The following is a 17,575-nucleotide window of genomic DNA, read 5'->3' as shown; positions in this document are numbered from 1 at the left end:
CGGCGCGGTGTCCTCCCGGTCCCCGCTGCCGGTCGCCCCGCCCGGCGGCGGGGGAGCCGGCGGGGATCGGGCGGGGCTGGGGCGGCGGTGCGGGACGGGGTAGCGTGGCCCGGCGGTTCCGTACGTGCGGGCGAGTCGGAGGAGGAGTCCCGGTGACGCAGAACGGACAGGGGGGCGCCCCCCAGCCGGGTGGCCCGTGGGGTCCGGACCCGGCGTCCGGGTATCCGGTGTACCCCGAGCAGGTCGAACAGCCGCAGCAGGCCCAGCCCGGAGCCGCCTACGGGTATCCGCAGGCCTACCCGGAGCCCGGGCACGTGGTCGGGCCGGGCTACGACGGGCCGGGCCAGCCGCACGGCTACGGCTATCCGCCGCTGCCCGAGGCGGCCACGCAGTACATCCCGCCGGTTCCCGCGGGTCCGGGGCACGAGGAGGCGGCGACGCAGTACCTCCCGCCCGTGCCGGGCGGGCCGGTCGCTCCCGCGCACGAGGAGGCGGCCACCCAGTACATCCCGCCGGTTCCCGCGGGTCCGGGGCACGAGGAGGCGGCGACGCAGTACCTCCCGCCCGTGCCGGGCGGGCCGGCCGTTCCCGCGCACGAGGAGGCGGCCACCCAGTACATCCCGCCGGTCCCCGCGGCCGGCTCCCCCGTCGAGGGCTTCGACGGGCTGTTCCGCGGGGACGACTCCGCCGGGCACACCCAGCACCTGCCGCCCGTCCAGGAGCCCGTACTGCGACAGCAGCCCCCGCGCGCCCGCCCGCCGCGCGCGCCCCAGCAGCACCCGCAGCATCCCCAGCACCAGCAGTACCCGCACCCGCAGCAGCACCAGTACGCGCCCCCGCCCCCGCCGGAAGCCCCCCGGAAGGTCTCGCCCGCGATCATCGCCGCCGTCGTCATCGGCCTGGTCGTCGTCGGCCTCGGCGTCGGCTCGCTGCTCGGTGACGGCAAGCCGCAGAACAACGACCCCGGCGCCGTCGCCGGAACGCCCGCCGCGAGCGGCGCCAGCGCCGCGCCCGGCGGCGAGGCCCCCGTCGACCCGGCGCGCCCGCAGGCCGTCCAGCTCGACAAGCTCCTCGCCGACAGCAACGACAGCCGCGCCTCGGTGATCAAGGCCGTCGACGACATCAAGGGCTGCTCCAACCTCGACCAGGCCGCCTCGGACCTGCGCGACGCCGCCCGCCAGCGCGAGGAGCTGATCACCCGGCTGCAGGAGCTGAAGGTGGACAAGCTCCCGGACCACGCCAAGCTGTCCGCGGCCCTGACCAAGGCCTGGCAGGCCTCCGCCGACGCCGACAACAGCTACGCCGCCTGGGCCGACGACGTCGACGACGACAAGTGCAAGGACGGCAAGGCCAAGAACACCAAGAACGCCGCCGACGGCAACAAGTCCAGCGGCGAGGCGACGAAGGCCAAGGAGTCGGCCGCGACCCTGTGGAACACGATCGCGGCCAAGTACGGACTCACCAAGCGCGACAAGTCCCAGCTCTGACCCGGCCCCGGGTCACGCCGTGCGCGGGGCCGACTCCAGCGTCGCGGTGATGTCCACGGACTGCTCGCCCGGCTGCGCCACGAGACGGCCCGACTGGACGATCTGGAAGGTCACCCGGCCGTTGACGATGCGCGGGAAGCCGGCGATGGCCCGCATGTCCTGGTAGCGCCAGCTCAGGTCCGGGGTGAGGCCGCCGGTCTTCACCGGCCGGGACTCGTTCAGCGCCCGCTTCACCGTGCGGGCGTCGACGCGCTCGCCGTCCTTGAACCCCTTCACGACCTCGCTCAGCACCGTGTACGCGATCCAGGTCGTCTGCGCACCGCTGTCGTCGGGGTCGACGGTGTCGTCGCCGAAGGCGTGCTCGGCGACGACCTTGCGCATCGGCTCCCAGAGCGGATCGGAGGACACCGGGTACCAGCTGGTCAGGTAGGCGCCCTCGAAGGGGCTCTCCCGCCCGCCCGTACGGTCCACCAGCGACTGGCTGACACTGCCCAGCACCGACGAGATCTGCGGCTTCCTGCGCTGCGGGTCGGTCCGCCGGAAGGCGTCGAAGAACGTCTCCGTGCGCTCGCCGAGGACCGCCGTCACGCAGCCCTTCTCCTTCTCCTTCTCCTTCCCGCTGCCGATGGTGTGCGCCAGGGCCTCGCTCGCCTGCGGCTTGAAGTCCGCGGAGTCCTCGGCGGCCCGGATGTCGGAGGCGTCGGCCATCTTGTTGGCGCGCAGCCCCGCATTGAGCAGCACCGGCAGGGTGTCCCCGGCGATGGTGTCCGGGCGGACCAGCGCCACCTGGTCGCAGGCCCGGCTGAGCTGGTGGCCGGCGCCCGCTATCAGCACCGGCTGGCCGCCGTTGACCGGGTAGGACAGCGGCGACTGGAACTCCTCCGAGGAGACCCCGTACCCGCCGATGAAGGGGATGCCCTCCACCTCCAGCGGGGCCATGAAGGCGCGGCCGTGCTGGCTGTAGGAGCCGACGACGGCCACGGCCTTCTCGGCGACGGCCTTGCGGGCGCAGTCCGCGGCACCGCTCGGCGTGTTCTTCTCGTTGCAGGTCAGCACCCTGAGCCGGCGCCCGCCGAGGCCTCCCTGGGCGTTGACCCAGCGCTCGTAGGCCTTCGCCATCCCGGTCATTCCGGGCATGTTGGTGGCTTTCGTACCCTCCGGGGCGAACGTCATGACGGTGACGGTCCCCCCGGAACCCGCCGAGCCCCCGGGCAGCGTCCCGCAGCCGGCGACGAGACAGGCACCCATCGCGGTGGCGACGAAGGTACGGGAGAGCGGAGCGACGCGTCGCGAGTTGGTCATGTCCACGCACCATTCCGCTCCCCAGGTAACTGTCGAGCGAGATGGGCACAACATTCGGTGACACCGAGGTGAATTGCGGGGGTGGAGCGACCCACGGGCCCTTCAAGATCGCCCCGTACAGGAACGTACGATCGCAAGCGTGACATTCGCCCAAGGTTCGAAGAACTCTTCCAAACGCGGCGGCCGCTCCTCCACCATGGGCGGCATGCCCCTGAACGACATGCCGTGGTGGCGCTGGCGCAGCAACGTGCGCTCGGCGCTGCACATGCTTTCCGACCCGGTCTTCCACGAGGACACGTGGCTGACCGGCGCCGCGGGGTACGGGGACGTCACCGACGCCGTGTACCGCCTCGTCGAGGACACCTGGCTCGACAGCTGGTCGGCGGAGAAGTACGTCGGCACGATCTTCCGCGACTCGCAGGAGGCCACCCTCGTCGACCTCGCCGTGCTCAGGGTGCTGCGCATCCTCCACCAGATCGGCCCCGACGCCCCCGTCTCCGCCTACCTGGAGCACCACGCCTGGCCCGAGGCCGTACGCGCCGCACGCGACGCACACGTACGGATGGCACAGGCCGACGGCGACGACCCCGACGTGCGGCCGACCTCGCTCGAAGTGCTGAGGATCCTGACCCGCGCGGTGTGAAAGGCTGTGCGGTCATGAGCGACCCGCACAACGAGGCCCAGGCCCAGCAGCAGCCCCAGTACGTCCTGACCGTGTCCTGCCCCGACAAGCAGGGCATCGTGCACGCTGTTTCGAGCTACCTGTTCATGACCGGCTGCAACATCGTGGACAGCCAGCAGTTCGGAGACCGGGAGACCGGCCTCTTCTTCATGCGGGTGCACTTCGAGGCCGAGCCGGCCGTGACCGTGGAGAAGCTGCGCGCGAGCTTCGCCGCGATCGGCGAGTCGTTCAGGATGGACTGGCAGATCCACCGCTCCGAGGAGCGCATGCGGATCGTCCTGATGGTCTCGAAGTTCGGGCACTGCCTCAACGACCTGCTGTTCCGGTCGCGGATCGGCGCCCTGCCCGTCGAGATCGCGGCCGTGGTCTCCAACCACACCGACTTCGCCGAACTCGTCGCCTCGTACGACGTCCCCTTCGTCCACATCCCCGTGACCAAGGAGACCAAGGCCGCGGCGGAGGCGCAGCTGCTGGAGCTCGTCCGCGCCGAGAACGTCGAGCTCGTGGTGCTGGCCCGGTACATGCAGGTGCTGTCGGACACCCTGTGCAAGGAACTGAGCGGGCGGATCATCAACATCCACCACTCCTTCCTGCCCAGCTTCAAGGGCGCGAAGCCGTACCACCAGGCGCACGCGCGCGGCGTGAAGCTGATCGGGGCCACCGCGCACTACGTGACCGCCGACCTCGACGAAGGCCCGATCATCGAGCAGGAGGTCGAGCGGGTGGGCCACGACCTCACCCCCGACCAGCTGGTGGCGGTCGGCCGGGACGTGGAGTGCCAGGCGCTGGCCCGCGCGGTGAAGTGGCACAGCGAGCACCGCGTCCTGCTGAACGGCTCCCGCACGGTGGTCTTCGCCTGACGGCACCCTCCCACGGCGCACCGGCCGATCGGCGACCGGGACGCGGCAGTGCCCGCCCGGGCGGGCCGCGCCGCCCGGGGCCCTGTCCCGCCGCCCGGCCGGTCACCGGCCGTACCGGCCCGTCACCGCTGTGCGGGCGGCGGGGCTCCGGACGGCCGGACCGTGGCGTACGCGCTCGCCGGACGCGTCACGCGTCCGGGGCCTCCACCCCGCAGTAGCCCGCGAACGCCGCGAGGATCTCCTCCTCCGAGATGCGGCCGTCGCCGTCCGTGTCCAGGGCCTGCGCCACCTGCGTGGCCAGCTCCGGAGCCGTGCCCAGCACGCGCAGCACCCGGGCCGCGGCCGTCGGCGTCGCGCCCGCGCCGTCCTCGTCCGCCACCGCGATCACGGCCCGCAGGAACGGCCGCGCGATCTCCGCGAACCGGTCCGGGTTGTCCCGCAGCCGCTTCGCCGCGCCCGTGATGAACTCGTCGCGGGACACCCGCTGGTCGCCGTCGACGTCCGCGATGCCGGCCATGCCCTGCCAGAAGGCCTCGGCGCCGCCGAAGACGGCCTGGCCCTTGTCCGACCGGGCCGTGGTGCCGAATTCGGCCAGGACGGCCTTCGCGGCCGCGCTGAAGTCCTCCCGGTCGATGTACCCGGACCCGTCCTGGTCGAACGTGGCGAACCGGGCGGCGATCTTGCGCTCGTATTCTGCGCTGTCCATATGCGACGTTCCGCCTTCACGTGTGCGTGGGGTTCAGTTCAAGACAAGGCAGGAGCGTAAGCCCTATGTGGCCTGCACGTTAAGCGAAGCGGTCAAGGAGGCGGCCGCATCGAACCCGCGCACGGGGAGCGCGGTGGGGCGCGTACACGTGTGCTCATGTGCCCTCCGCCTCACCACCGTTCACGCCCTGCGACGCCCCTATCACGGAGGATGCACGTACGGAGTCCGGTTCTGCCAAAACAGGCGCGAAACGCCAAGTGCCCACTACATTCGTTGGGTCGACACACGGCTGGGGGCACTTATGCCGAAGGACGTACCACCGCGCTGGGACCGCCGCATGCAGCAGCGCCTGGCCCGCGGCGAGGCCGCCGCGCTCGGCGAGCTGTACGACCGCTTCGCCTCGCTCGTGCACAGCCTGGCGCACCGCGTCCTGGGCGACGAGAAGGCGGCGGACCGCATCACCCGCGAAGTCTTCGGCTACATCTGGGAGAACCCGGACGCCTACGACCCCAAACAGGGCTCCCTGCGCTCCTGGGTCGCCCGCATCACCCAGGGTCAGGCCGTCGCCCGGCTGCGCCAGGCCGAGCTGGGGCGGGGCTCCCGCGAGGAGCTGGAGCAGAAGGTGCGCACCGCCAACGCCGCCGCCCGCGCGGACTACATCGTCACCTCCATGCCCGCACCGCTGCGCGCCGCACTGGAACTCGCCTACTTCAAACGCCGCGACTACCGGCAGGCCGCCGCGGACCTCCAGATCAGCGAGGACGAGGCACGCCGTCGGCTGAGGCTCGGACTCCAGCTGCTGTCGACCGCCAACACCCTCCCGCAGGAGGACACCGCCCAGTCCGGCTACGGCCCGCGCGAATACGGAACACCTCGATGAACGGCCCTGCCCAGTCGCCCGACGACGGATACGAGCGTCCCGGCGGCCAGGCGCGGATACCGGGCCCCCGCGGCGCCGCCGACGACCTGGACCCCTCGCACGCCCCGCGCCCCCAGCCGCCCGCCGGACCCGACGCGCAGCCGCAGTCCGACCTGCCGCCGCAGCCGACCGTGCCGCCCAAGCCCCGTGTGCTGCCGGAACCGACCCCGCCGCCCTCGCACGCCGTGCTGAAGTCCCTGCTGGGAGCGTGGGCGCTGGCCGCCTGCTCCGCCGAGGAGACCCGGGCCGTCGAGGACCACCTCACCGAGTGCGCGCCCTGCGCGGAGGAGGCGCTGCGGCTGCGCGACGCCGTCGGACTGCTGCACCCCGAGGAGACCCTCGACCTCAAGCCGCTGCTGCGCTCCCGGGTGCTGGAGGACTGCCTGGGCAAGCGGCCCGCGCGGATCCCGGTGCCCGCGTGGGCGAGCCCGTACGACACCGAGACCGCGCGGCTCGACGCGCTGCTCCAGGACTTCGGGGCCTCGGAGTGGCACACCCCGGTGCGGCTGAAGTGGTTCGAGGAGGAGCGGCTGCGCACGCAGCGGAGCACCGTCGCGGGCGTCATCGGGCACCTGATGACGGTCGACGGGCTGATCGCCACCGCCCTGGGGCTCGACGACCCGCTGGGCCCGGACGCGCCGCCCGGCGACCCGACCGCGCGGACGGAGTACTACTGGAAGTCCTCCCCGTACCCGCCGACGCGTCAGGTGCGCGATCCGTGGCGGGAACAGACCCACACCCTCGTCCGTACGGTGTCCTTCGCCGGCCGCGGCGTCGCCGAGCTCACTGTGGACTACGGCGGCTTCGCCCTGCCGCTCGGTGACGCCTTCCTGGAGCGCGCCTTCGAGTGCTGGGTGCACGCGTGGGACATCGCGGACGCGGTGGACTACCCGTACGAGCCGCCGTCCGGCCCGCACCTGCACGGGATGATCGACCTGGCGGCACGACTCCTGCCGGGCGCCTTGGCCCAGCGCCGCCGCGCGGGCCTCGCCGCTCCCGCCCGCGGCCTCGTCGCGGCCGGAGCCCCGGGACGGACCCTGCACCTGGAGATCGAGGGTGCGGGTGGCGGCGGCTGGGACATCGCGCTGGACTCGCCGGGAGCCAAGCCGTCCCCGGAACGCACGGTCGCGGAGATCGCCCTGGACGGGATCGAGTTCTGCCAGCTGGCCGCCGGGCACATCTCCCCGGAGGAGGCGGCCGTGGGCCAGCACGGTGACCGCGAGGCCATCCGCGACGTCCTGTTCGCGGCGGCTTCGCTGAGCCGGCTGTAGGGGGTACGGGGCGGGGGCGACGGGGCGTACTCACCCCCGCGACCCCACCACCCCGCGCCGGCGGCTGCCCACCCACCTCCCTGCGTCGGGGTGGTGTGGGGGCGTCGGGAGCCGCGGACCCGGTGGTCAGAGACGTTCTGGGGGTTTCCCGTCAGTCCCATCGTCTCTCCGTGTCGGGCCGGCCCCTCAAGGGCGCTCGTTCCTCGCGTCGCTTCGCGATGGCCTGCGGCCACCCTTGACCGACCGTCCCGCCACGGAAACACGAGGACAGCCGGGAAACCCCCAAAGGAACGGGCCCGACCTTCCATCAAGAGGCGAGGGAGCGTCCTGTCCGGGCGGACCCCGGCCCGGCAACGCGCCAGATCGCTACGCGCTCCTCACGTTTCAGCGTCCGCCCCCCGTCTGTGGCCGGTGGACGCCCTCTCACTCGCTGGGTCGCCCGCCTTGTGCGACTGCGAGCCCCATGGGCTGGACATAAGCCGCCACCAATCGCTACGCGCTCCCCTGCGATGGCGGCTGCGGGCCTCTTGGGTTGCCCAGGGGCCGTCACGCATTGCCAAGTGCTCCTCAGAGACGGGAACTGTCGGCGGGGCGACGGGCGCGGACGCACGTGCGTGGGGTCGTTGTCGGGGGCTGACCTCGTTGGCTTTGAGGTACAGGCCGCCAATGAGTGTCGGGTGGGCGCAGGGACGGCGACTGCGGGCAGTCAGGAGCCCAGGAATTCCCGAACCCCCCTTTCGGGCGCGTGCAGGCTGGCTGCGGAAGTCGAATGATGGCTGGAAGTGGGTGGGATGCCGGACTCGCGCTGACCTGGATTGAGTTCGGCTGACACGAACAATCCCCCCGACTTACCCCATCGCCCGGGAATGGGAGCCCAAGAGGCTCGCAGTCGCCGTCCCCGAGGAGCGCGTAGCGGTTGTGGGCGGCTTGTGCCCGGCCATCGGAGGTCGCAGTCGCACAAGGCGCGCACTCCTGCGGATGAGAGGGCGTCCACCCGCCACAGACGGCCTGCGGACGCTGAGACGTGAGAAGCGCGTAGCTATCCGGGGCGTTCCCCGGGCTCGGCCCGGCCTTCTCCGACTCCCCGTCTTCGGTCCTGTCGCCCGGCCCGTTCCTTTGGGGGTTTCCCGGCTGTCCTCGTTTTTCCGGGGCGGGACGGTCGGTCAAGGGTGGCCGCAGGCCATCGCGAAGCGACGCGAGGAACGAGCGCCCTTGAGGGGCCGGCCCGACACGGAGAGACGATGGGACTGACGGGAAACCCCCAGGACAGCCCTGATGCCGTTCCGGTGGCTCCCGTCCTCGCCCCCGCCCCGCCACGCCCCGCCGAACCCCCCGCCCCGCTACGCGAAGCGTTCGCGGAGTTTGTATTTGAGGACCTTGCGGAGGGCTTCGTTGCGGGGGAGGGAGTCCAGGAGTTCCAGTTGTTCGGGGAGTTTGTGGGTGGCCAGGCCTTCGGCGCGGAGGTAGGCGGTCAGCCGGGGGAGGGTCAGGGGGGTGGCTCCGGGGGGTTGCTCGACCACCGCGCAGACGCGTTCGCCGCGGGCCGGGTCGGGCAGGCCTATGACGGCCACGTCCGCGATGCCGGGGAGGCGGTGGAGGAGGTTCTCGATCTCCTTGGCGGAGATGTTCTCGCCCTTGCGGATGATGACGTCCTTGCTGCGGCCGGTCAGGACGAGGTAGCCGTCGTGGGTGAGGTGGCCGAGGTCGCCGGTGATGAGGTAGCCGTCGGCGTCGAAGGCTTCACGTGACTGTTCGGCGTCGAGGTAGCCCCGGCAGACCGCTTCGCCGCGCAGCCGGACCTCTCCGTCCGTGCCGGGCGGGAGTGGGGTGCCGTCGGCGGTGGTGATGCGGATGGACATGCCTTCCGGGGGGCGGCCCTCGGTGGTGGCGAGGTGGTCGTCGGTGTCGTCGGGGGCGCCCATGGTGATCATGGGCACCTCGGTCATGCCGTAGCCGTGGGTGAGCCGGCAGCCCATCTCGCGGACGACCGCGTGGTAGATCTCCGGCGGTTTGGGGGCGCCGCCGCCCGCGAGGAGGCGGAGGGTGGGGATGAGGGGTGTGGCGGGGTCCTTGCGCTGCTCGGTCAGGAACATGGAGTAGAAGGCCGTCGATCCGCCGGCGACGGTGACGCCGTGGCGGCGGTAGCCGTCGAGTGCGTCGGGCAGGGCGAACTTCTCGAAGAGGACGGCGGGGAAGCCGTAGAGCAGCAGCATCACCGTGTAGTCGGGGCCGGCGATGTGCGCGAAGGGGAAGGCCATCGAGCCGACGTCGGCCGGGGTGAGGTGGAGGGCGTGGGCGAGGCAGGAGCCGCCGGCGATCAGGGACCGGTCGGTGTGCAGGACGCCCTTGGGGTCGGAGGTGGTGCCGGAGGTCCAGTAGATCCACCGCACGTCGGTGCCGTCGGCGGGCGGTGGGGGGAGGGTGCCGGGGTCGCCGTCGGGGAGGTCCTCGTAGGCGTCGAAGAGGCCTCGGGCGCCGAGCCGGCGGGCCATGGCGGGATAGTCGTGGCCCCGCCACACTCCGGGTGTCGCGAAGAACTCGGCCTTGGACTCGCGCAGGGCGAAGCCGACCTCGCGGTCGCGGTAGAAGGGGATGACGGGGGTCTGGACGGCGCCGAGCCGGGCGAGGGCGATGGAGAGCAGCACGGTCTCGATGCGGGTGGGGAGCTGCCAGGCGACGACGGTGCCGGGGCGGACGCCCATGTCGTGGAGGCCGGCTGCGACGCGTTCGGCGCGGTCGTGGAGTTCGCGGAAGGTGAGGCGGCGGTCGGCGGCGGGGTCTTCGGCGGCTTCGAGGAGGACGGTGGTGTCGGGGGTGAGTGCGGCCCGGCGGGCGACGAGTTCCCAGAGGGTCCGGGACCGGCTCAGTTCTGTCGCGGTTGCGGTGTCCGTCATCCCGGGCCTCCCCATAGCCGACAACTGACGGTTAGTCAGATCAAGCGGAGAGCGTAGGGCGCCGACGCTTGTCGGTCCAGGGGTGGCGCCGCTAGCTTGTTTCTGACGATCCATCAGATTGGGGAGGCTGTCATGGACCGGGACCTGCCGCGGATCATCAGCGTGGACGACCATGTGATCGAGCCCGCGCACCTGTTCGACGTCTGGCTGCCCGCCAAGTACCGCGACCGCGGGCCCAGGGCGCTCACCGCCGGCATCGGCGAGCTGCAGTACACCGGCGGCAAGTACGTGATCTCCATGGACCCCGACGGTCCCCCGACCGACTGGTGGATCTACGAGGACCTGAAGTTCCCGTACAAGCGCAACATCGCGGCCGTCGGCTTCGACCGCGACGACATGACCCTGGAGGGCATCACCCGCGAGGAGATGCGCCAGGGCTGCTGGGACCCCAAGGCGCGGCTCGCCGACATGGACCTCAACCACGTCGAGGCGTCCCTCTGCTTCCCCACCTTCCCGCGCTTCTGCGGTCAGACCTTCGCCGAGGCCCACGACAAGGAGGTGGCCCTCGCCTGCGTGCGCGCCTACAACGACTGGATGGTCGAGGAGTGGTGCGGAGACAGCGGCGGCCGGCTGATCCCGTTGTGCATCATCCCGCTCTGGGACATCGACCTCGCGGTGGCGGAGATCCGGCGCAACGCGGCCCGCGGCGTGCGCGCCGTGACCTTCTCCGAGATCCCGACCTACCTGGGGCTCCCGTCGATCCACTCCGGCTACTGGGACCCCTTCTTCGCCGTGTGCCAGGAGACCGGCACGGTGGTCAACATGCACATCGGGTCCAGCTCCCAGATGCCCGCCGCCTCCCCGGACGCGCCGCCCGCCGTCCAGGCCTCCCTCAGCTTCAACAACGCCATGGCCTCGATGATGGACTTCCTCTTCAGCGGGGTGCTCGTGAAGTTCCCGACGCTGAAGCTCGCCTACAGCGAGGGCCAGATGGGCTGGATCCCGTACGCCCTGGAACGCGCCGACGACGTATGGCGGGAGCACCGGGCCTGGGGCGGGGTGCGCGGGCTGATCCCCGAGCCGCCGTCCACCTACTACTACCGGCAGATGTACTGCTGCTTCTTCCGCGACAAGCACGGCATCGCCTCGCTCGACGTCGTCGGCCGGGACAACGCCACCTTCGAGACCGACTACCCGCACGTCGACTCGACCTTCCCGCGCACCAAGGAGGTCGCCCTCGACCACGTACGGGACCTGGACGACGAGACGGTGTACAAGCTGATGCGCGGCAACGCCATCCGCATGCTCGGCCTGGACCTCGACCGGGACCTCGACCGGGACCTGGGCTTCCGCCGGAACCCCGCCCCGGGCCCCGCCCCGCGCGAAGGCCGCTGATGGACCTGACGTACACGCCGGAGGAGGAGGAGTTCCGGGCCGGGCTGCGCGACTGGCTCGCCAAGGTCCTGCCCGGGCTGCCCGCCAAGCCCTCACCGGCCGACTGGCCGGGCCGCCGCGCCTACGACCTGGGCTGGCAACGGCGCCTCCACGACGCCGGGTACGCGGGCCTGCACTGGCCGCTCGACGCGGGGGGCCGCGGCGCCACCCCCACCCAGCACCTGATCTTCCTGGAGGAGACCGAGCGGGCCGGTGCCCCGTACGTCGGCGCGAACTTCGTCGGGCTGCTGCACGCCGGTCCGACCATCGCCGCCGAGGGCACGGCCGAACAGCGGGCGCGCTGGCTGCCGCCCGTCCTGCGGGGCGAGGAGGTGTGGTGCCAGGGCTTCAGCGAGCCCGGCGCCGGCTCCGACCTGGCCTCCCTGCGCACGCGCGCGGTCCGCGACGGCGACGACTACGTGGTCACCGGGTCGAAGATCTGGACCTCGCACGCGGAGGTCGCCGACTGGTGCGAGCTGCTCGTACGGACGGACCCCGGGGCGCCCAAGCACCGCGGGATCAGCTGGCTGGCCATGCCGATGGACGCGCCCGGGGTGACGGTGCGGCCGCTGCGGACCCTCGCCGGGTCCACCGAGTTCGCCGAGGTGTTCCTCGACGAGGTGCGGGTCCCGGTCACCCACCGGGTGGGGGCCGAGAACGACGGCTGGCGGGTCACGATGGTCACCCTGTCCTTCGAGCGCGGCACCGCCTTCGTGGGTGAGGTGGTCGCCTGCCGCCGCACCCTGGGCGAGCTGGCGCGCGCGGCGAAGGCGAACGGCCGCTGGGACGATCCGGTGCTGCGGCGCAGGCTGGGCCGGCTCCACGGCGAGTTCGGGGCGCTGTGGCGGCTCACCCAGTGGAACGTCAGCGAGTCGGAGCGGTCCGGGGGAGTGCCCGGGACCGGCGGTTCCGTCTTCAAGCTGGCGTACTCGCACGCCCGCCAGGAGCTCTACGACACGGCCGCGGATGTCCTGGGCTCCGCGTCGCTGTCGCTGGAGGAGGAGTGGACCCTGGACCGGCTTTCGTCCCTCTCGTACACCATCGCGGCGGGCACCTCCCAGATCCAGCGCACCATCGTCGCCGAGCGCATCCTCGGCCTCCCGAAGGGCCGGTGAGGGGCGTGGACTTCCAGCCGACGCAGGAGCAGCACGATCTGCGGGCGGGGGTACGGGGCCTGCTGGCGGGCCGTTTCGGGCGGGAGGCGCTGCGGGCCGCGGTGGACGCGGGCGGGGACCCCGTGGACCGCGGGCTGTGGCGGGAGCTGGGGGAGGCGGGCTTCTTCGCGCTGCGGCTCCCGGAGTCCGAGGGCGGGGTGGGGCTGGGGCTGCCGGAGGCGGTGCTCGTCTTCGAGGAGGCCGGGCGGGCCCTGGTGCCGGGGCCGCTGGTGGCGACGCACCTGGCGGCCGGGATCGTGCCGGGAGCGGCGGACGGGACGGCGGTGGTGACGGCGTTCGACCTGGACGGCCCGCTGGTGGCGCACCTGGGCGGTGCAGACGCGGTGCTGGGGGCGCGAGGGCTGCCGGCCGGGGTCCCGGTGCGCTCGGTGGACCCGCTGACCCCGCTGCACCGGGTGGCGGAGCGCGGGGACGCCGCGCGCCACCGCAAGGAGGGTGCGCTGCTGACGGCGGCGCTGCAGGTGGGCAGTGCGCTGCGGACGGTGGAGCTGGCGGTGCGGTACGCCGCGGAGCGCGAGCAGTTCGGGCGGCCGGTCGGTGCGTTCCAGGCGGTGGCGCACCTGTGCGCGGAGATGCTGGTGCGGGCGGAGGTGGCCCGTACGGCGGTCTGCGCGGCGGCGGTGACGGGGGACGCGGGGGAGGCGGTCGCGGCCAAGCTGCTGGCGGACGGGGCGGCGGTGGGCAATGCGCGGGACTGCCTCCAGGTGCACGGCGGCATGGGTTTCACGTGGGAGGCGGACGTGCACCTGCACCTGAAGCGGGCCTGGGTGCGGGCCGAGCAGTGGCGGACGGCGGCGCAGGCGGAGGAGTCGCTCGCGCGGGACCTGCTGGAGGGCGCGGTGGCTGCGGAGGGGGGCGCGGGGCCGGATCGGACGGCGGGGCCCGGCCCGGTGGGAGGGTCCTAGCCGCCCGGTGGGAGGGTCCTGGCCGCCGCGGCGGGTGGCGGGAGCGCCGGGTGGCCGGTGGCTGGCTGTGACCGTCGAGGGGATGCCTCCCGGTCGGGCGGGAGGTGTCCCGGCGGGTTGCGGCCGGGTGCGGGAGGACGTGCTGGGGGCACGGCGGGAACGGCGCGGGACGCATGTCCGATTACGGAGAGTTGATATCGGTTTGTGTCCTACGGTCACCTCGTTACAGCCCGGAGTCGGGGGGCTACTCCGGTACGCTCCGAGGAATGCGAGAGGTTGAGCGGCGTGAGCGTCGCACAGTATGCACCACGCCTACTCCTTCGCGCGGGAATATGCCCGAAGCGCTTGTTGTGGTGACTGTACGTCAACCATGCTGCTCCGGAAGGGGATCACGGCCCCTGGGTCACGGCCCGGTGGTACCCCCAGGTGATCCCGTCGGTCGCGAGGCGAAGTGTCCGCCGGTTCGGATGGTGTGAGCGGTGCAGGTGCTTCAGGTTCAGCTGGAGGTAGGCGCGGATCCCGCCGAGGTCGGGCGGGCCCGCCGATGGGCCCGGTCGAGGCTGGCGGGGTCGGGTATAGGAGACGACGAGCCGCTCGCCGAGACGCTGATCCTGCTGATCTCGGAGCTCGTCACGAACGCGGTCGTGCACACGGGCTGTCCGGCCGTGCTGCGGATGCTGTTCGGCGGGCCCGGGGTGCGGGTCGAGGTGGCCGACGCGAGCGACCGGGCTCCGGCCCGGCGGCAGGCCTGCGGCGAGGACACCGGCGGCCGCGGTCTGGAGCTGGTCGACGGTCTGGCGGACCGCTGGGGCTGGCAGCGCGAGGGCGCGGGCAAACGGATCTGGTGCGAGATCGACCGTGAGCGGAAGGCGGCCTCGGACGCCGCGACGGGCGGCGCCTGCGCGGACCCCCCGGGCTGCTCGTCCGAAGTTCACACTCCGGGGCGGGAACCGCGCGTGTACCTCTAACGAGGTGTTGACGGTTCGTCACGAGTTGATCACCCTGGTGTGGAGCGATTCGACGCGAGGGGACGCCAAGGCAGGCCTTGACGAGTGCGGGTCGCAGGGTGGCGGCTGCCGTGCCGCGCTCGGGGCGTGCATGCGCGCCGCCGCCACCCTCAGCTTTCGTCGTACCTGCGGTGGCGTTCCGGGGTGAGGCGGACGACGTTGGAGGGCGGTCCCGCGTCGGCCGCCGTGTCGGTGACGGCCGCCGCGTCGGTGACGGCCCGGTCGCTGAACTCCGGGCCGTTGCCCTCCTGCGGGAACTGCTCCAGGTAGCAGGCCCCCAGCAGCTGGTAGCGCGGGGTGCCGGTGTGCAGCCGCCGGTTCCGTTCGGCTTCGGTGGTCAGCACGCCCAGGCCCGGGACCTCGTCCTCCACGCGCAGGAAGTCGGCGAGGGGCTCGGCGTGCGCCGCCAGCTCGTGGACCAGGATCTCCACGATGCGGCCGGGCCGGCTCAGGTCCTTGCCGAGGGCGACGGTGACCGCGAGGGTGAACCGCCGCGCGGGGTGCCGGGCCGACCAGGCGCGTACGTCGTCGGCCGGCCAGTGGGTCATGTCCTCGGGTCCGGCGCCGGGCTCCGCGGTCCCCAGGAGCGCGGTGGCGCCGCCGGCCGGGCCCGTGTGGGTCCCGGTGACGACCACGTCGGTGCGGGGGACGGCGGCCAGTTTCTCCAGCAGGGGTGAGACCAGCTCGTCCTGGGGGAGGGGTTCCAGGCGGGCCCAGTCCGGTTGCTGCCACAGGTGCCAGCGCGCGTCGGACTCGTTCGCGGCCCGGTCGACCGCCCGCAGCTGCCGGCGCGCGCGGTCCCAGACCCCGTCGGTCGCGAAGTTCCCCGTGAATCGGACGGCCATGACGCTTCCCCCTCCGCGTGGGCACCGGTCTCCCGGAACGGTAGTGCCGCGGGCGGCCAACCGTGCCAGGGTTCACGGAGGTTGGGCGTGTCGGCCGTCGGCGGGCCCGGCGGGGAGGCACTGCCGGGCCGCGGCCGCTCCCGTGCCGGGCGGGCGGAACCGCCCCCCGCGTGTCAGTCCCGGGTGGAACCATGAGGTGTCCATGACGCGTCACCGTTCCCGCGTCGGATCCGCCCCCCCCGCACGTCCCCCGTCACACCCTCACCTTCAGGAGAGAAGCGCATGGCAAACCCGTACCAGGTGACGCCTCCGCCACCCCCGCAGCGCAGCGGCGGCAAGTTCCCCATCATCCTGGTCGTCGTCCTGGTCGTCATCGGCATCGTCGGCGCCTACCGGATCCTCGACAAGAACGACCAGGACAACGGCAAGGGTTCCTCGGTCTCCGCCGGCACCTCGCCCTCGGCGAAGGCGTCCAAGGACCCCGGCAACCCCGAGTCCTCCTCCGACACCTCCAGCTCCTGGAAGGTCGGCGACTGCGGCGGCCCCGACCCGGACAACCCGCCGGACGGCTACCGCCCGCTGAAGTGCTCCGCCACCGGCGCCACCTTCAAGGCGGTCGACATCAAGGACGCCAGCCTGTTCCCCGGGGCGATCCAGTGCCCGGCCGGTACCGACCTGATGATCCAGGTCAGCATCTCCTACGGCTCCGGCAAGTCGACCGGCATCCCGACCAACACCGTCTGCGGCCGGAACCTGTCCGACGACCACCCGGGCGACGCGGGCGCCGGCGGCGGCCAGCTCGTCCAGGGCGACTGCATCGATGCCAAGGCCCAGGAGATCCCCTGTGCCGGCGCGGGCAAGGGCACCTACAAGGTGCTCGGCCTGACCAAGACCGAGGCGGAGTGCCCGGCGGGCACCGACAGGCCGCTGAAGCTGACCATCGCCGTCGGCCGCCCCTACGACGTCATCTGCGCCTCCCAGAACTGACGCCGGCGCGGCAGTGGCCGCCGGCAGGGCAGCGGCCGGCCGCACACCGTACGACGCGCGCCGCCACCGGGTCCCGTACCCGGTGGCGGCGCGCCGGGTTTTCCCCGGCTCCCGTCCTTTCCCGGTCGGGCCGTCCCCTCAGAGGACGGCCACCGGCGCCACGGGGCTGCCGGTGCCGCCGACGAAGGGTTCGGGCGTCGCCGAGAGGAGGAAGGAGTGGCGCCCCTCTTCCGCACAGGCTGTGGACAGCGCCTCGAGGTTCCAGTTCTGGCCCTGGTGCATGCCCATCTCGACGAGGTCGAGGGCGTGGACGGGCAGCCACAGGTCCTCGATCTCCGGCGGGAAGATCTCGAAGGTCAGGGTGTCGTTGGCCACCGCCGCCACGTCCCTCGCGTGGAACCACTGCGGCGTACGGACCGACAGCCCGGGGGAGGGGAAGCCGTAGCCGTGCCGGTCGCCCGCCAGGTAGACCTGGATCTGGCCGGTGCGGACCAGGACGACGTCCCCGGCGCGGACCGTGACCCCGCCGAACTCCTCGGCCTCCGCCAGGTCCTCCGGGGTCACCGCGTGGCCGCCCGGCAGACGGTCCAGGCCCTTCGCGCGGGCGACGTCGAGGAGCACCCCGCGCGAGACGATGTGGCGGGACTTGTGGATGCCGCTGAACTCGGCCCGGCCGTGTGCGGTGACGGTGCCCGCCGGACGCCCGTTGTAGATCCGGCCGGAGTGCGAGACGTGGGTCAGGCCGTCCCAGTGGGTGCCCGCCTGGAGGCCCATGCTGACGGCGTCGTCGCTGCACGCGACCGTGCCCGGGCCGAAGAGCTCCTGGTTGATCTGCACCATTGTGTGGAGGGGGTTGATCCGGCCGGGGATCATGCCTACCTGGACCCCGTCCTCCTTGAGGGGCAGTGCCAGGGGGACGCGTCGGCCGCTGCGGATCTCGGCGGCCGCCGCCCGGACGACCTCGTCGGTGATCAGGTTGAGGGTGCCGATCTCGTCGTCGGCCCCCCAGCGGCCCCAGTTGTTGACGCGCTTGGCGATGTCGTGGAACTCGGCGGGCAGGGTCATGGGCGTCGACGGCTCCTTGCGTGAATGCCTGCAACG

General features: G+C 72.6%; 15 protein-coding genes. 10 read left to right on the top strand and 5 right to left on the bottom strand.

What is annotated here, in order from left to right; all coding sequences use genetic code 11:
• The first annotated feature begins 152 nt into the window (after positions 1–152).
• The gene (locus ACPU2J_RS15040) at positions 153–1,487 is read left to right on the top strand and encodes a hypothetical protein (protein ID WP_423833436.1); all 1,335 of its coding nucleotides are present in this window, start codon (positions 153–155) and stop codon (positions 1,485–1,487) included.
• Between the two features lie 12 nt (positions 1,488–1,499).
• On the opposite strand, the gene ACPU2J_RS15035 is transcribed toward ACPU2J_RS15040, so the two are convergent.
• Positions 1,500–2,789 carry an ABC transporter substrate-binding protein gene (locus tag ACPU2J_RS15035; RefSeq protein ID WP_361603703.1) on the bottom strand — a complete coding sequence of 430 codons (1,290 nt, stop codon included), beginning with the start codon at positions 2,787–2,789 and terminating at the stop codon, positions 1,500–1,502.
• 196 nt (positions 2,790–2,985) lie between these two features.
• Here ACPU2J_RS15035 and ACPU2J_RS15030 point away from each other — a divergent pair, with 196 nt between their 5' ends.
• Together ACPU2J_RS15030 and purU are read left to right on the top strand one after the other, a co-directional pair.
• On the top strand, positions 2,986–3,432 hold the full coding sequence (locus ACPU2J_RS15030) for an SCO4402 family protein (protein ID WP_361603742.1): 447 nt from the start codon (positions 2,986–2,988) through the stop codon (positions 3,430–3,432).
• Positions 3,433–3,446: 14 nt separating this feature from the next.
• On the top strand, positions 3,447–4,331 hold the full coding sequence (gene purU, locus ACPU2J_RS15025) for a formyltetrahydrofolate deformylase (protein WP_361603706.1): 885 nt from the start codon (positions 3,447–3,449) through the stop codon (positions 4,329–4,331).
• A gap of 187 nt (positions 4,332–4,518) precedes the next feature.
• On the opposite strand, the gene ACPU2J_RS15020 is transcribed toward purU, so the two are convergent.
• Complete coding sequence (locus tag ACPU2J_RS15020; protein WP_365082191.1) at positions 4,519–5,037, bottom strand: EF-hand domain-containing protein; 519 nt, start codon at positions 5,035–5,037, stop codon at positions 4,519–4,521.
• A 301-nt stretch (positions 5,038–5,338) separates the two neighbouring features.
• On the opposite strand from ACPU2J_RS15020, the gene ACPU2J_RS15015 reads away from it, so the two are divergent.
• On the top strand, positions 5,339–5,917 hold the full coding sequence (locus ACPU2J_RS15015) for a sigma-70 family RNA polymerase sigma factor (protein WP_361603712.1): 579 nt from the start codon (positions 5,339–5,341) through the stop codon (positions 5,915–5,917).
• A complete protein-coding gene (locus ACPU2J_RS15010; RefSeq protein WP_399820166.1) occupies positions 5,914–7,227 on the top strand; it encodes a maleylpyruvate isomerase N-terminal domain-containing protein in 1,314 nt (437 codons plus the stop codon). Before ACPU2J_RS15015 ends, ACPU2J_RS15010 begins: the two co-directional genes overlap by 4 nt.
• A 1,340-nt stretch (positions 7,228–8,567) precedes the next feature.
• On the opposite strand, the gene ACPU2J_RS15005 is transcribed toward ACPU2J_RS15010, so the two are convergent.
• On the bottom strand, positions 8,568–10,121 hold the full coding sequence (locus ACPU2J_RS15005) for an AMP-binding protein (RefSeq protein ID WP_420080463.1): 1,554 nt from the start codon (positions 10,119–10,121) through the stop codon (positions 8,568–8,570).
• A 132-nt stretch (positions 10,122–10,253) separates the two neighbouring features.
• On the opposite strand from ACPU2J_RS15005, the gene ACPU2J_RS15000 reads away from it, so the two are divergent.
• The 4 genes from ACPU2J_RS15000 to ACPU2J_RS14985 all read left to right on the top strand — a co-directional run bounded on the left by ACPU2J_RS15000 (position 10,254) and on the right by ACPU2J_RS14985 (position 14,603).
• Positions 10,254–11,516, top strand: coding sequence for an amidohydrolase family protein (locus ACPU2J_RS15000; RefSeq protein WP_423833435.1), 1,263 nt, complete (start codon positions 10,254–10,256; stop codon positions 11,514–11,516).
• On the top strand, positions 11,516–12,670 hold the full coding sequence (locus tag ACPU2J_RS14995) for an acyl-CoA dehydrogenase (protein ID WP_423833434.1): 1,155 nt from the start codon (positions 11,516–11,518) through the stop codon (positions 12,668–12,670). The genes ACPU2J_RS15000 and ACPU2J_RS14995 overlap by 1 nt, the downstream gene beginning before the upstream one ends.
• Positions 12,671–12,675: 5 nt before the next feature.
• Positions 12,676–13,635, top strand: a complete 960-nt coding sequence (locus tag ACPU2J_RS14990; RefSeq protein ID WP_420080465.1) for an acyl-CoA dehydrogenase family protein — start codon at positions 12,676–12,678, stop codon at positions 13,633–13,635.
• 479 nt (positions 13,636–14,114) lie between these two features.
• Complete coding sequence (locus ACPU2J_RS14985) at positions 14,115–14,603, top strand: ATP-binding protein (protein WP_361603730.1); 489 nt, start codon at positions 14,115–14,117, stop codon at positions 14,601–14,603.
• Positions 14,604–14,752: 149 nt separating this feature from the next.
• Here the strand turns inward: ACPU2J_RS14985 and ACPU2J_RS14980 are convergent, their stop codons facing one another.
• Positions 14,753–15,487: a hypothetical protein gene (locus ACPU2J_RS14980; protein WP_420080466.1), complete on the bottom strand. Its 735-nt coding sequence runs from the start codon at positions 15,485–15,487 to the stop codon at positions 14,753–14,755.
• A gap of 282 nt (positions 15,488–15,769) precedes the next feature.
• Between ACPU2J_RS14980 and ACPU2J_RS14975 the strand changes: the two genes are divergently transcribed.
• Positions 15,770–16,474 (top strand): hypothetical protein, encoded by a 705-nt coding sequence (locus ACPU2J_RS14975; RefSeq protein ID WP_420080467.1) that lies wholly within the window; start codon positions 15,770–15,772, stop codon positions 16,472–16,474.
• A gap of 138 nt (positions 16,475–16,612) precedes the next feature.
• Here the strand turns inward: ACPU2J_RS14975 and ACPU2J_RS14970 are convergent, their stop codons facing one another.
• Positions 16,613–17,539, bottom strand: a complete 927-nt coding sequence (locus ACPU2J_RS14970) for a cyclase family protein (protein WP_420080468.1) — start codon at positions 17,537–17,539, stop codon at positions 16,613–16,615.
• Positions 17,540–17,575: the final 36 nt, after the last annotated feature.

The sequence above is a fragment of the Streptomyces manipurensis genome, from assembly GCF_049570255.1.
Lineage (GTDB): Bacteria > Actinomycetota > Actinomycetes > Streptomycetales > Streptomycetaceae > Streptomyces > Streptomyces manipurensis.
The sequence above is the reverse complement of the archived record's forward strand: the minus strand, read 5'-3'. Positions and strand labels throughout refer to the sequence as shown.